The sequence below is a fragment of the Streptomyces sp. UC4497 genome (assembly GCF_054871485.1).
In genome coordinates this window covers 54,490-67,269 of the sequence record NZ_JBTYHB010000048.1, presented here as the reverse complement: position 1 = coordinate 67,269, position 12,780 = coordinate 54,490, and the positions used below count along the sequence as shown (strand labels likewise).

General features: G+C 69.5%; 12 protein-coding genes. 3 read left to right on the top strand and 9 right to left on the bottom strand.

Annotated elements, in window-relative coordinates:
* Window positions 1-91: 91 nt before the first annotated feature.
* From ACYSUO_RS38445 to ACYSUO_RS38430, 4 genes are all read right to left on the bottom strand, one after another.
* Window positions 92-538 carry a hypothetical protein gene (locus tag ACYSUO_RS38445; RefSeq protein WP_461780849.1) on the bottom strand — a complete coding sequence of 149 codons (447 nt, stop codon included), beginning with the start codon at window positions 536-538 and terminating at the stop codon, window positions 92-94.
* Window positions 539-549: 11 nt separating this feature from the next.
* Entirely contained in the window at window positions 550-1,704 is a 1,155-nt protein-coding gene (locus ACYSUO_RS38440; RefSeq protein ID WP_461780848.1) for a chymotrypsin family serine protease, read from the bottom strand.
* A 50-nt stretch (window positions 1,705-1,754) separates the two neighbouring features.
* Window positions 1,755-1,994: a hypothetical protein gene (locus ACYSUO_RS38435; RefSeq protein ID WP_266720952.1), complete on the bottom strand. Its 240-nt coding sequence runs from the start codon at window positions 1,992-1,994 to the stop codon at window positions 1,755-1,757.
* A 162-nt stretch (window positions 1,995-2,156) separates the two neighbouring features.
* Complete coding sequence (locus tag ACYSUO_RS38430) at window positions 2,157-2,921, bottom strand: SDR family NAD(P)-dependent oxidoreductase (RefSeq protein ID WP_461780847.1); 765 nt, start codon at window positions 2,919-2,921, stop codon at window positions 2,157-2,159.
* A gap of 116 nt (window positions 2,922-3,037) precedes the next feature.
* On the opposite strand from ACYSUO_RS38430, the gene ACYSUO_RS38425 reads away from it, so the two are divergent.
* Entirely contained in the window at window positions 3,038-4,477 is a 1,440-nt protein-coding gene (locus tag ACYSUO_RS38425) for an alkaline phosphatase PhoX (RefSeq protein WP_461780846.1), read from the top strand.
* Between the two features lie 4 nt (window positions 4,478-4,481).
* Here ACYSUO_RS38425 and ACYSUO_RS38420 read toward each other — a convergent pair whose 3' ends face one another.
* On the bottom strand, window positions 4,482-5,975 hold the full coding sequence (locus ACYSUO_RS38420; protein WP_461780852.1) for an amino acid permease: 1,494 nt from the start codon (window positions 5,973-5,975) through the stop codon (window positions 4,482-4,484).
* 145 nt (window positions 5,976-6,120) lie between these two features.
* On the opposite strand from ACYSUO_RS38420, the gene ACYSUO_RS38415 reads away from it, so the two are divergent.
* Both ACYSUO_RS38415 and ACYSUO_RS38410 read left to right on the top strand, forming a co-directional pair.
* The gene (locus ACYSUO_RS38415) at window positions 6,121-7,353 is read left to right on the top strand and encodes a TerD family protein (RefSeq protein ID WP_461780851.1); all 1,233 of its coding nucleotides are present in this window, start codon (window positions 6,121-6,123) and stop codon (window positions 7,351-7,353) included.
* A gap of 241 nt (window positions 7,354-7,594) precedes the next feature.
* Window positions 7,595-8,521, top strand: coding sequence for a PRC and DUF2382 domain-containing protein (locus ACYSUO_RS38410; RefSeq protein WP_461780845.1), 927 nt, complete (start codon window positions 7,595-7,597; stop codon window positions 8,519-8,521).
* A gap of 56 nt (window positions 8,522-8,577) precedes the next feature.
* On the opposite strand, the gene ACYSUO_RS38405 is transcribed toward ACYSUO_RS38410, so the two are convergent.
* Genes ACYSUO_RS38405 through ACYSUO_RS38390 form a run of 4 tightly spaced genes read right to left on the bottom strand, consistent with a single transcriptional unit; the run spans window position 8,578 to window position 12,761 of the window.
* Window positions 8,578-9,567, bottom strand: coding sequence for a zinc-dependent alcohol dehydrogenase family protein (locus tag ACYSUO_RS38405; protein ID WP_461780844.1), 990 nt, complete (start codon window positions 9,565-9,567; stop codon window positions 8,578-8,580).
* Between the two features lie 55 nt (window positions 9,568-9,622).
* Window positions 9,623-10,456: a carbohydrate ABC transporter permease gene (locus tag ACYSUO_RS38400; RefSeq protein WP_461780843.1), complete on the bottom strand. Its 834-nt coding sequence runs from the start codon at window positions 10,454-10,456 to the stop codon at window positions 9,623-9,625.
* Entirely contained in the window at window positions 10,456-11,391 is a 936-nt protein-coding gene (locus ACYSUO_RS38395; protein ID WP_461780842.1) for a carbohydrate ABC transporter permease, read from the bottom strand. The genes ACYSUO_RS38400 and ACYSUO_RS38395 overlap by 1 nt, the downstream gene beginning before the upstream one ends.
* Window positions 11,388-12,761 (bottom strand): ABC transporter substrate-binding protein, encoded by a 1,374-nt coding sequence (locus tag ACYSUO_RS38390; RefSeq protein WP_461780841.1) that lies wholly within the window; start codon window positions 12,759-12,761, stop codon window positions 11,388-11,390. The genes ACYSUO_RS38395 and ACYSUO_RS38390 overlap by 4 nt, the downstream gene beginning before the upstream one ends.
* Window positions 12,762-12,780: the final 19 nt, after the last annotated feature.

Genomic DNA, 12,780 nt, shown 5'->3' with positions numbered 1-12,780 from the left:
TGGCTCTCGTTCGAAAGGCGGGGCTTGAAATGCCCAGGGCCTGAAGTGCGCGCCCACGGCCCTCAGGGGCGTGGGCGCGCAGTTGAGTGGGTCAGCACAGATACCGCGTCGTGTGCTTGAACGAGGATGAGGCGCCGTCGAAGCCGTACGTGCCGCGGTACGACGGGGGGTTCTGGAATTCGCCGACCACGGTGATCGTGGAGGCGCAGGAACCCTGGCCCGAGCGCTTCGCGTCGAGGCGGATCGTGTCGCCGATGAAGCCGCCCGTGATGTCCCACGGGGCCCCGCAGATGCCGGACGTGATCCGGCCGCCGGTCACCACGAAGGGGTGGGTGTTCGGGTTTACCTTCGCGGTGATGGCGAAGGTGACCGAGCCGTTGTTCAGCTCCAGCTTGCAGTCGACCGTGAGGGCCTCCGCGGAGACCTCGCGCGGCGCGGCGAACGCCTCGTCGCGCGTCTTGACCTCCGCGCCCTGCGGGTTGTGGAAGCGGTGCTCCCCGCGGGTCTGGCCCTTGCCCTTGCGTGCCTGGGTGCTCATCACGTCACCTCCTATGCCAGCTGCTCGGAGATCTCCACGCGCAGCAGCGCGCGGACGTTCTCGATGTGGTTCTCGACCGTGACCGTCGACGAACCGGCGAACAGCAGGCCGACCGCCACGTTGTCGTAGGACGTGACCAGGGATCCGGAGTCGCCGCCGGCCGACATGGCCGTGGTGAGGATCTGGTCCTTGAAGCGGGCCGTGCCCGCCGTGCCGTAGTTGACGTCGACCGTGGCGTCGACCGAGATGATCCGGCCGAAGGACACGTTCGTCGTGCGGCCCGTCTTCTTCACGAGGTCGCCGACCGCGACGTTCGCCTTGCGGCGCCAGGCGCGCGGTGCGCCGCTGAAGTACTGCTCGCGCGTCGCGTCCTGGAACGGGACCTCGCCGAGCGCCGCGTCGACCACGTTGTTCTGGCGCTCCAGCGGGGTCTGCGGGGCGAACTGGATGGTGATGAAGCGGGACAGCGTGGCGATGCGGTCCGCGGGGTCCGTGCCGCCGTCGAAGCGGCCGGGCTGCACGATGGCGCTGCCCAGCTGGGCCCGGTTGGAGTCGGCGAGGACGTGATTGTTGGAGAGGATGTAGAACTTCGGCGGGGTGCCGAGCCCGGGTCCCGGCGGGTCCACCGTGGTGTCCGGTCGGAAGTCGTAGACCACGCTGCCGAGGGTGCCTGCGGTGATGGACACGTTGCCGACCGAGAAGCCGGAGGGGCACGGGCGCATCCGGCGTACGAGCTGCTGCGGTTCGAAGGTCCCCAGGCCCCCGAGCTCCTCGAGCAGTGGCTGGCCGGCGCCGGAGAACTGCTGGGAGACACCGCCGTCGGGGCCGTACGTGACCTCTTCGGAGCGGGCTCCGGAAGGGCGGCTCTGCCGGCGCTGGGCGGAGATGTGGCCGACGGCCACGATGTCGGTCGGGGTGCCGTCGTCCATCTGACGCGGAATCACATCCCGCTCGGGCAACAGCGATTCGGGCACCTTCTGGGTCACGAAGACGAGAACGGCCTCCTCGCCCGTCGGCTCTCCGTTCTGCCATTTCACGCCGTGGCCGAAGCCGACCACATTGGCGAGGGGCGCCTCGCGCCGCAGGAAGTCACTGGTCGCTTGCTGCCGGGAGCTGTCGCTGAGCTGTCCCCCGGCGGGGCCGCGCATCAATTCGGGCTGGCGCACGCCAGACCACCTCTTCTTCCCCTGACTTTCACTGAAGTGCGGGGGTTACCTCACAACTCGTCGTCCTGCGCGCGCACTTCGCCGATCGCGAGCACGCGCACCGGTACCCCGTCGAGTGCTGTGGGGATGACATCCTCCGCACGGAGCCGGTCGCGGGGCACTTTGCGGGTCACGAAGACGACGATGACGTCCTCGCCCGAGTGCTCGTCCTTCCCGGTCCCGACTCCGGTGACATGGGCCAGCTTCATCAGCCGGCTCTCATGGAGGCCGCGTGCCTGTCGTACGTCCATCGGCTCGCCACCCCCTCGGTGGGTGATGCGGGCAGGAGACTCTCTGCTGCCTTCTGTCTATTGCCGCAAGGGGGGCGGGTCAAGGCGTTCTGCGTGAAATCTTGGGTTTGGGTGTGTGATGCGCCTGTTGACCTTCTTTACGAAGATTCGTCCGGGCGCGGGTCACGTACGGAGGTACGAGGCGCCGTTCAGGTCGAGGACCGTGCCGGAGGCCCACTGCGCGGCCGGTGAGGCCAGCCACAGCACGGCATCGGCGATCTCCTCGGCCGAGGCCACGCGGCCGAACGGGCTCTGCGCGCGCACCTCGTCGGTCAGCCGGTGCGCCACCCGCTCCGTCTCGATGAAGCCGGGCGCCACCGACGTCACCCCGATCCCGTGCGGTGCGAGCGCCACCGCGAGGGACTGGCCGAGCGCGTGCACGGCGGCCTTCGTCGCCCCGTACGCCGGGTGGTCGGGCTCGCCCTTGAACGCGCCGCGCGAGCCGATGTTGACGATCCGGCCCGCCGTGCCCTGCCCGATCATGCGCTGCGCGGCGAGGTGGCTGAGGTTCGCGGTGCCGAGCAGGTTCACGGAGACATGGCTCTGCCACAGCCGGGTCCACTCCTCGTACGGGGTGGTGGCCGGCGGATGCGGCAGGTTCACGGCCGCGTTGTTGACCAGGACGTCGAGGCCGCCGAGCCCTTCGATCGCGCGCCCGGCGACGGACGCCGCACCCTCGGGGTCGGAGATGTCGCCGCCGACGAGGACGTGCCCCTCCCCGGCGAGCGAGTCGAGCGTGGCCCGCGCCTCGTCCTCCCGCGAGCCGTAGTGCACCGCCACCCGGTCGCCGTTCGTCGCGAAGGCGCGGGCGAGGGCCCGGCCGAGTCCCCGCGAGGCCCCGGAGACGAGGACGCGGCGGCCGGACGGTTCAAGGTTCACGGAAGTCATGTAAGCGGGCCCCTCGACGTTGGACGGTGTTCAACCGCCGTTTATACGCGAGCGAGAACGTATGGCCGAAAACAGGGCCCGTTCACTCTCATCGATCATTACGGGAGACAGCCAGCATGTCGCTCACTCGCAGGGACTTCACCAGACGATCCGCGGCCACCGGCGCCGGTATCGCACTCGCCGGGTCCGTCGGCTCCCTGGCCACCGCGCCCAACGCCCTCGCGGCCACCGACGACGCGGACGTCGACGTACTCAAGGGCAAGGACAAGGGCGTCGGCTACGGCCCGCTGATCGACGACCCCGACGGCATCCTCGCGCTGCCCGAGGGCTTCTCGTACAAGATCATCACGTACTGCGGGAAGACCAAGCTGGAGTCCGGCGAGTTCACGCCCTCCAACCACGACGGCACCGCCACCTTCGCGGGCCCGCGCGGCGCCACGCTGCTCGTCAACAACCACGAGCTGGCGGGCGCCCGCGCCGACTGGCCGCACCCGGTGCCGCTCACCGAGGGCCTCGTCTACGACCCGATGGCGGCCGGCGGCTGCACCGTCGTCGAGGTGCGCCGCGGCGGCGAGGTCGCCGAGTGGGTCGGCATCGCCGGTACCGCCACCAACTGCGCGGGCGGGCACACCCCGTGGAACACCTGGCTGACCTGCGAGGAGACCGAGGACAAGGCCGGCAAGAACGGCTTCACCAAGGACCACGGCTACGTCTTCGAGGTCGACCCGGCGGACCGTCGCGCCAACCGGTCGCCGAAGCCCATCAAGGCGTTCGGCCGGTACGCCCACGAGGCCGTCGTCATCGACCCCAAGCGCGGCCACGCCTACCTCACCGAGGACGCCTCGGGCCCCAACGGCCTGCTCTACCGCTGGGTTCCGCCGAAGGGCTTCGAGCACGGCCGGGGCAAGCTGCGCACCCTCGCCGACGACGCGGGCGTGCTGCAGGCGACCCGGTGCTTCGACTCGGGCGGCCGTTTCGTCGACGACCTGTCGCGCGCAACGAAGGTCGGCACCACGTACGGCGTCGACTGGATCGACGTTCCCGACCGGGACGCCAAGTCGGTCTCCACGCGCAAGCAGTTCAAGGACGGCGAGATCACCCGCGCCCGCAAGCTGGAGGGCATGTGGTGGGGCGACGGCGGCGCCTACGTCGTCTCCTCGTTCGCCCGTGAGGAGAGCCCCGTCGCGCACGACGGGCAGGTCTGGTTCTACGACCCCAAGCGCCGCACCCTGACCCTGAAGGTGCTGTTCGGTGTGAACCCGGACCCGTCGAAGGACGGCGCCTTCGACGGCCCGGACAACATCACCGTGTCCCCGTACGGCGGCATCGTCATCTCCGAGGACGGCGAGGGCGTCCAGCACCTGTTCGGCGCGACCGAGCGGGGCCGTACGTACCCGATCGCGCGCAACGACCTCAACATCGGTACCGAGGCGGAGCCGGAGTACAGCGAGATGACGGGCGTGACCTTCTCGCCCGACGGCTCGACCCTCTACGCCAACATCCAGAACCCGGGCATCCTGCTCGCCATCAAGGGCCCCTGGAAGCGCCAGCGCTGAGCGGTCACTGGAGCGGGTCCACCGGCGGCGCCTCGCGCTCGGCGGCGATCCGGTGGACCCGCCCCCGCACCGCGTACCAGCCGATCGTCAGGCACACCGCGATCGGGATCAGCATCAGCACCGTGTCACGGCCCGCGCCGTCCTTGTCGAACCACATCATCACGATCACGGCGAGCAGGAACGCGATGGTCGTCAGCTCGATCCACGGCGAGGCCCACAGCCGGAACGAGGGCCGGTGCACGACGCCCTCCCGGGCGCGCCGCACGAACACCAGGTGACAGAGCATGATCATGCACCAGGTGGAGATGACGCCGAGCGAGGAGATGTTCGTGACGATGGCGAACGCGTCCTCCGGCAGCCACGCGTTGAGCGCGACCCCGAACATCGCCACCGTCGCCGTCAGCATGATGCCGCCGTACGGGACGTGGCTGCCGCTCATCCTCGCCGTGAACGAAGGGGCCGAGCCCGCCATCGACATCGAGCGCAGGATGCGGCCCGTGGTGTAGAGCCCGGAGTTGAGCGAGGACATCGCGGCGGTCAGCACCACCAGGTTCATGATCCCGCCGGCCGCCGGCACCCCGATCTTCGACAGGACCGTCACGAAGGGGCTCTCGCCCGCCGAGTACGCCGTCCAGGGCAGCAGCAGCGTCAGCATCACGACCGAGCCGACGTAGAAGATGCCGACTCGCCACATGATCGAGTTCACGGCCTTCGGCACGACCTTCTCCGGCTCGGCGGTTTCGCCTGCAGTCACACCGACCATCTCGACCGCCGCGTAGGCGAAGACCACGGTCTGCGTGATGAGGACGACCGGCATGACGCCCAGCGGGAAGAAGCCGCCGTTGTCGCTGATGAGCGAGATGCCGGGATCGTAGTTCCCGTCAACCGGCTTGCCCGTCACCAGGAAGAAGATCCCGATCAGCAGGAACAGCACGAGAGCCGCCACCTTCACGATGGCGAACCAGAACTCCATCTCACCGAAGCTCTTCACGGAGATGAGGTTGATGGTCAGCACGATCGCGAGGGCGACCGCGGCCAGCACCCACTGCGGGATCGTCGTGAACATCGACCAGTAGTGCACGTACAGGGCGACGGCGGTGATGTCGGCCATCCCCGCCGAGGACCAGTTCAGTACGTACATCCAGCCGGCCACGAACGCGCCCCGCTCGCCGAGGAACTCGCGCGCGTAGCTCACGAAGGAGCCCGACGAGGGCCGGTGCACGACCAGTTCGCCCAGGGCCCGCACCACGAAGAAGGCGAACACGCCGCAGATCGCGTAGGCGAACGCGAGGGCGGGGCCCGCCTTGGCGAGGTTGCCGCCCGCGCCGAGGAAGAGCCCCGTGCCGATCGCCCCACCGATCGCGATCATGCTGATGTGGCGGGGCTTGAGGCTCTTGCTGTACCCGAGGTCACCGGCGTCGGTGACCCCCTCGGCGGTGGTCGGGTCGTCCAAGTGGGGGTCTTCACCCGCCGGTCCGGTTTGGTGGCCTTTGTGCATGTTCACGAAGGGCACTCTCGCAAATTGACCGCCCGGCGTCGCAGCTACGCGCCGCAGGCGTGCGGGAGCGAGAAAAGTCCTCTGCAAAAGTCCCGGGTAAGGGAACGGTAAAGCGGGGTCGATCGTTACCCCAGGCATGACCGCAATGACTCCCGGCTCGAACATCCCGCTCGCCGTGCAGCGCGTGACGGTGGACGTCACGGCGCCCGTGCGGCTCGACGTATCGGGCCTGCTGCTCACCGCCGACGGCAAGGTGCGCTCGGACGACGACTTCATCTTCTACAACCAGCCCTCGGGGCCCGGCGTGACGTACACGTCGGGCGGCGGCAGCGCGCCGGACTCCATCACGGTGGACACGGCCGCCGTCCCGCCGGGCATCGAGAAGATCGTCGTCACCGCGAGCCCGGACGCCGAGGGCCAGTCGTTCCAGGGCGTCGAGCCGACGGCCACGATCCGCGGCGCGGACGACGGATCGGTCCTCGCCACGTTCACGCCGCCCCAGCTCGGCGCGGAGACGGCGCTGGTGGTCATGGAGGTGTACCTGAGGAACGGCGCGTGGAAGGCCCGCGCGGTGGGCCAGGGGTATGCGAACGGGCTTGCGGGTATCGCCACGGACTTCGGTGTGTCGGTGGAGGAGCCGGCGGCCCCCGCCGCTGCTCCGGCCCCGGCGCCGCAGGCTCCGCCCGCCCCGCCGGCCGCGATGCCCGCGCCGACGACGCCGCCCCTCGACCCGCGGACGGCCCCGGCCCCGCCGGCCGCCGCGCCTGCCGCCGCCGCGCCCGCCCCGGCGCCCGGCTCCGGCAAGATCAACCTCGACAAGGGCCGCGTCTCCCTCCAGAAGAACCAGACGGTGTCCCTGGTCAAGGGCGGCAAGCCGCTGCTCTCGCAGGTCAAGATGGGCCTCGGCTGGGAGCCCGCCTACCGGGGCAAGGACATCGACCTGGACGCGTCGGTCATCGCGTACGGGCCGCAGCGCAACCACGTCGACAGCTGCTACTTCGGCAAGCTCTCGATCGTGGGTGGCGCGATCAAGCACTCCGGCGACAACCTCACGGGCGAGGGTGGCGGTGACGACGAGGTGATCGTCGTGGACCTGGGCCGCATCCCGCAGGAGGTCACGGGCCTGGTCTTCACCGTGAACTCGTTCACGGGCCAGAAGTTCACCGAGGTCGCCAAGGCGTACTGCCGCCTCATCGACGCGGCGAGCGGCGAGGAGCTGGTCCGCTTCGACCTCACGAACGCCGAGGCGCAGACGGGCGTGATGATGGCGAAGCTGATCAAGCAGTTCTCCGGTGAGTGGGAGATGACGGCGATCGGCGAGTTCGTGAAGTCGCGGACGGTGCGCGGGATGGTGAAGCCCGCGGCGAAGGCGCTGTAGGAGCGCGGGGACTGTTGTGAACATCAACCGTTCACCCGTATGGCGGCGCTCGGGGTAATCGGCCGAGCACCGCCCCGCGGCCCTCCATGGGGCCGCAAAACCACTCCCATCAGGTGTTACGGCTACACCGAGTGAAGCTCCTTGTTGCGAACTCCCCGGGTCCGGCGCGGGATGGACCTGAGGCACATGGCCCACGCGGCGGCCTCCAGCCGCCTCCATGTCCCGAAGGGAGTGATCACGCATGACGCAGGGCGAGATCAACAACCCGGATGCCCTTGTCGGGCTCACCGCCTACGACCGCACTGGGGAAAAGATCGGCAGCGTCGAGCGGGTCTACCTGGATGACAGGACCGGCAACGCCGACTGGGTGACGGTCAAGACCGGCCTCTTCGGCATGAAGGAGACCTTCGTGCCGCTGAGCGGGGCCACGCACGACAGTGACCGGCTCAACGTGCGGTACACGAAGGAAGCGGTCAAGGACGCCCCGCGGGTCGACGCAGACCAGCACCTCGACGAGGACGAGAAGAACGAGCTGTACCGGCACTACGGCATGACGCGCCCCGCCGCGGGCGCCGCCGGCACCCAGCCCCAGCGGCCGGGTCAGGCCGACACCGGCCGAATGGGCGCGGCGGGCACGGCGGGCGCCGCGGGTGCGGCCGGTGCCATGGGCGCCGGAGCCGGTGCCCGCTCGGACGCCGGGCGGCACGCGGGTGCCGCCGCACGGGAGCCGGCCATGCGTTCCGGTCCCGACGCCGATGGCGACCGCAAGGCCGACGAGATGATCCGCTCCGAGGAGCGCCTGCGCGTGGGCGTCGAGGAGCAGGAAGTCGGCCACGCGCACCTGCGCAAGACGGTGGAGACGGAGAACGTCACCACGTCGGTGCCCGTGTCCCACGAGGAGGTCCGCGTCGTGCGCGAACCGATCCGTGAGGGCGACGGAGCAAAGGCCACGATCGGCGAGGCGGAGACCGAGGTGACGCTGCACGCGGAGCGCGCGGTCGTCCGCAAGGAGACCGTCCCCGTCGAGCGTGTCCGGCTGGAGACCGAGAAGGTCACGGAGACGAAGGAGGTCTCCGACACCGTCCGCAAGGAGAAGATCGAGTACGACAACCCGAAGGACGACGGCATGCCCGGAGAGGGCAGGGGCCGTCGCGGGCCGCGACACTGACGGCCGCGCAGGCAGCGTGCGGGCCCGGCCGAGAGGCGGGCCCGCACTGCTGTGCGTCAGGGCACGACGACGATCTTCCGGCCCACGCCCGAGGCGAACTGGTCCAGTGCCGCCGGGTAGTTGTCGAGCGGCAGGCGGTCGCTGATGAAGACGGACGGGTCCAGGACGCCGCCCGCGAAGAGCTCCGCCGCCCGCTCGTAGCTGTGCAGGACCGCCATCGAGCCGGTGATGGTGATCTCCTGGTTGTAGATGCGGTACGGGTCGATCGTCACGCGCGTCGCGTAGTCCGCCACGCCGAACTGGAGGAACGTGCCCGCCTTGGCGACGCGGCCGAGGCCGTCCTGGATCGCCGACGCGTTGCCCGTCGCGTCGATGACGACGTCCCAGCCCGTGGGGCGGTCCAGCTCGTCCGGGTTCGCCGCCGACGCCGAGACACCGAGGCGCTGGGCCGTCGCCAGGCGGTCCGCGTTGAGGTCCACCACGTCGACGCTCGCCGCGCCGGTCCGCTTGGCCAGCTCCAGCATCATCAGGCCCATCGTGCCCGAGCCGTAGATCAGCACGTGTGAGCCCAGCCGCGACTGCAGGACGTCGTAGCCGCGCACCGCGCAGGACAGCGGCTCGATGAGCGCCGCGTCCTGGGTCTGTACGTGGTCGGGGAGCGGCACGCAGTTGGCGACAGGGGCGACCGCGTACTGCGCGGCCCCGCCCGCCGTCGACACCCCGATCGCCGCCCACCGCTCGCACAGATTGCCCCGCCCGGCCCGGCAGTAGCGGCACTCGTGACAGTGCAGGGAGGGATCGACGGCCACCCGGTCGCCGACCCTCAACTCCGTGACATCACGCCCCACTTCGGCGATCGTGCCCGCGAACTCGTGGCCCGGGACCACCGGCAGCGTCGGGGCGAACTCGCCCTGCAGGATGTGCAGATCGGTGCCGCAGAGCCCGCAGGCGGCGACCTCGACGATCACGTCGCGGGGGCCGGGTGTCGGGTCCGGCACCTCGCCGACGACGACCTTGCCCACCGATTCGACGATCGCGGCCTTCATGTGCAACCTCCAAGACACGTACGGATGTTGTTCAATCCCCCGTTCAGTCGCCCGTTCACTTCACCGCTCCGAGGGACAGGCCCTGGACGAGCTTGTCCTGGGCGGCGAACCCTGCCGCGAGCACCGGCAGGGAGATCACGAGGGACGCGGCGCACACCTTCGCCAGGAACAGGCCCTGGCTGGTGATGAAGCCGGTCAGGAAGACGGGTGCGGTCTGGGCGACGACGCCGGTCAGCACCCGCGCGAAGAGGAGTTCGTTCCAGGAGAAGATGAAGCAGATCAGGGCTGTCGCCGCGATGCCGGGGAGGGCGATCGGGGCGACGACCCGTGTCAGGACCGTCGGAAGGCGTGCCCCGTCGATCTGCGCCGCCTCGATCACCGCGACCGGCACCTCCGCCAGGAACGACTGCATCATCCACACCGCGATCGGCAGGTTCATCGACGTGTAGAGGATGACCAGGAGCCAGATGTTGTCGAGGAAGCCGGTGTTCTTCGCGAAGAGGTAGATCGGGAGCAGGCCCGCCACCACCGGCAGCATCTTCGTGGAGAGGAAGAAGAACAGGACGTCCGTCCACTTCTTCACCGGGCGGATCGACAGCGCGTACGCCGCCGGGAGCGCGAGCACCAGCACGAGCGCCGTCGCGACGAGCGAGGCCACCGTCGAGTTGATGAGCGCGGGCCAGGGGCTCGCGCCGCCGTCCGCGCCGAAGAAGTCGCGGTAGCCGTCGAGGGTGAGCGAGGCGGCGAAGGAGGGCGGGTTGGTGGCCGCGTCCGACTCCGAGTGGAAGGACGTCAGCGCCATCCAGGCGATCGGCAGGAAGAAGACGATGCCGGCCAGCCAGGCGAGCAGACCGAGTCCCTTGCCGCGCAGGAAAGTCGAGAATGTCATCAGCGTGACACCTCCTCACGGAACAGCGACGACACGACGCGCAGCGCGAACGTCGCGATGATGATCGAGCCGATGACGACCAGGACGCCGGCCGCCGAGGCGAGACCGTTCTCGTGGGCCTGGTAGAAGGACTGGTAGACGGTGTACGGCAGGTTGGCCGTGCCGAGGCCGCCGGACGTGATGGTGAAGACGGCGTCGAAGTTCTGCACGATGTAGATCGAGCCGAGCAGCGCGCCCAACTCCAGGTACCTGCGCAGGTGCGGCAGCGTCAGGTGGCGGAAGATCTGCCACGGGCCCGCGCCGTCCACGCGGGCGGCCTCGATCTGCTCGGCGGAGCGCGACTGGAGCCCCGCGAGCAGGATCAGCATCATGAACGGTGTCCACTGCCAGACGAGGGAGAGCTCCACCGCGAGCAGCGGGGTGTTCGAGATCCAGTCGGGCTGGGGGCCGCCCACGTAGTGCAACAGGCCGTTGAGCAGCCCGTATTCGGGGTTGTAGAGGACGTGCTTCCACAGCAGGGCCGCGGCGACCGGGACGATCAGGAACGGCGCGATCAGCAGCGTACGGACCAGGCCGCGGCCCTTGAAGCGCCGGTCGAGCAGCAGCGCGAGGGCGAGGCCGAGGACCAGGCTCGCCACGACCACCGACACCGTCAGGACGATCGTGGTCAGGACGGACTTGCGCAGGTCCGGATCGGTGAGGACCTCGGAGTAGTTGCCGAATCCGGTGAACTCGCGGGCGTCCGGGTACAGCGCGTTCCAGTCGAAGAACGAGATCACGAGCGTGGCCACGAACGGGAGTTGGGTGACCACGACCATGAAGACCAGGGCGGGTAGCAGCGGCGCGCGGGTCGCCCAGGCGCGCAGCCTGCTGGGGGTGTTCGGGGCGACCGGCGCGCGGGTGGCGCGAGGTGCCGGAGCGGTGGTCGTGGTCATCGGCCCTCGTACTCCTTCGCGATTTCGGCGGCGAGCTTCTGGGACTTGGCCAGGGCCGTGTCGACCGACTGGCGTCCGGCGACGGCCGCGCTGATCTCCTGCGAGACCTTGGTGCCGAGGTCGGTGAACTCGGGGATGCCGACGAACTGGATGCCGGGCGCGGGCCGCGGCTGCACGCCCGGGTCGCGCGGCCGGGCGCCCTCGATGGCGGCCTGTGTCTGCGCCTGGAAGGGGGCCGCTTCCTTGCGGTACTGCGGGATCTCGTACGTGGAGGCGCGCTTGCCGGCGGGCACGTTGGCCCAGCCGAACTTCTCGCCGACGAGCTTCTCGTACTCCTTGCCTGACGCCCAGGAGATGAACTTCCAGGCCTTGTCCGGGTTGGCGGACGCCTTCTGCAGGCCCCAGGCCCAGGTGTAGAGCCAGCCGCTCGACTTCGTCTTCTCGACGGGCGCGGAGACGTATCCGATCTTGCCCTTGACCGGCGACTTGGACGCTTCGAGGGAGCCGGCCGCGGAGGTCGCGTCGTACCACATGGCGGTCTTGCCCTGGGTGAGGTTGTTGAGGCACTCGGCGAAGCCGGCCTGGGCGGCGCCGGACTCACCGTGCTTGCGGACGAGGTCGACGTAGAACTTGGTCGCGTCCTTGAAGCCCTTGTCGTCGAGGCGCGCCTTCCAGTCCTTGTCGAACCAGGTGCCGCCGAAGGTGTTCACGACGGTGGTCAGCGGCGCCATCGACTCGCCCCAGCCGGGCAGCCCGCGCAGGCAGATGCCCTTCATGCCCTTCTCGGCGCCGTCGACCTTCGCCGAGAGGTCCGCGACCTGCTGCCAGGTCGGGTGCTCCGGCATCTTCAGGCCCTTCTTGGCGAAGACGTCCTTGCGGTACATCAGGAAGGACGACTCGCCGTAGAACGGTTCGCCGTACAGCTTCCCGTCCTCGCCGGTGAGCGACTCGCGCATGGGGGCGAGGATGTCCTTCTGGTCGAAGGCCTTGTCCTTGTTGACGTACGGGCCGAGCGAGCGCAGCCAGCCGTTGCGGGCGTAGATCGGGATCTCGTAGTTGGACAGGGTCGCGACGTCGTACTGACCCGCCTGGTTGGCGAAGTCCTGGCTGATCTTGTCGCGGACGTCGTTCTCCGGCAGCACCGTGAAGTTCACCTTGATGCCGGTCTCCCGCGTGAAATGGCGGGCGGTGAGCTTCTGCAACTCGATCATCTGCGGGTTGTTGACCATCAGGACGTTGAGGGAGTCACCGCCCGTGCCGAGCCCGCCGGCGCCCGCCCAGCAGCCGGACAGGAGGGGGGTGAGCAGCGTCCCTGCGGCGGCCATCACGAGCAGGGGGCCCGGTGGCCGGCGTCGGCTCTGGGTTCGCATCGATGCTCCTGGACGTAAG

What these genes read in the sequence shown, in the direction of transcription:
- ACYSUO_RS38445 (WP_461780849.1), bottom strand. Translation starts at nt 538, where the DNA reads ATGAGCACCCAGGCACGCAAGGGCAAGGGCCAGACCCGCGGGGAGCAC.
- ACYSUO_RS38435 (WP_266720952.1), bottom strand. Translation starts at nt 1,994, where the DNA reads ATGGACGTACGACAGGCACGCGGCCTCCATGAGAGCCGGCTGATGAAG.
- ACYSUO_RS38430 (WP_461780847.1), bottom strand. Translation starts at nt 2,921, where the DNA reads ATGACTTCCGTGAACCTTGAACCGTCCGGCCGCCGCGTCCTCGTCTCC.
- ACYSUO_RS38425 (WP_461780846.1), top strand. Translation starts at nt 3,038, where the DNA reads ATGTCGCTCACTCGCAGGGACTTCACCAGACGATCCGCGGCCACCGGC.
- ACYSUO_RS38420 (WP_461780852.1), bottom strand. Translation starts at nt 5,975, where the DNA reads ATGCACAAAGGCCACCAAACCGGACCGGCGGGTGAAGACCCCCACTTG.
- ACYSUO_RS38415 (WP_461780851.1), top strand. Translation starts at nt 6,121, where the DNA reads ATGACTCCCGGCTCGAACATCCCGCTCGCCGTGCAGCGCGTGACGGTG.
- ACYSUO_RS38410 (WP_461780845.1), top strand. Translation starts at nt 7,595, where the DNA reads ATGACGCAGGGCGAGATCAACAACCCGGATGCCCTTGTCGGGCTCACC.
- ACYSUO_RS38405 (WP_461780844.1), bottom strand. Translation starts at nt 9,567, where the DNA reads ATGAAGGCCGCGATCGTCGAATCGGTGGGCAAGGTCGTCGTCGGCGAG.
- ACYSUO_RS38400 (WP_461780843.1), bottom strand. Translation starts at nt 10,456, where the DNA reads ATGACATTCTCGACTTTCCTGCGCGGCAAGGGACTCGGTCTGCTCGCC.
- ACYSUO_RS38395 (WP_461780842.1), bottom strand. Translation starts at nt 11,391, where the DNA reads ATGACCACGACCACCGCTCCGGCACCTCGCGCCACCCGCGCGCCGGTC.
- ACYSUO_RS38390 (WP_461780841.1), bottom strand. Translation starts at nt 12,761, where the DNA reads ATGCGAACCCAGAGCCGACGCCGGCCACCGGGCCCCCTGCTCGTGATG.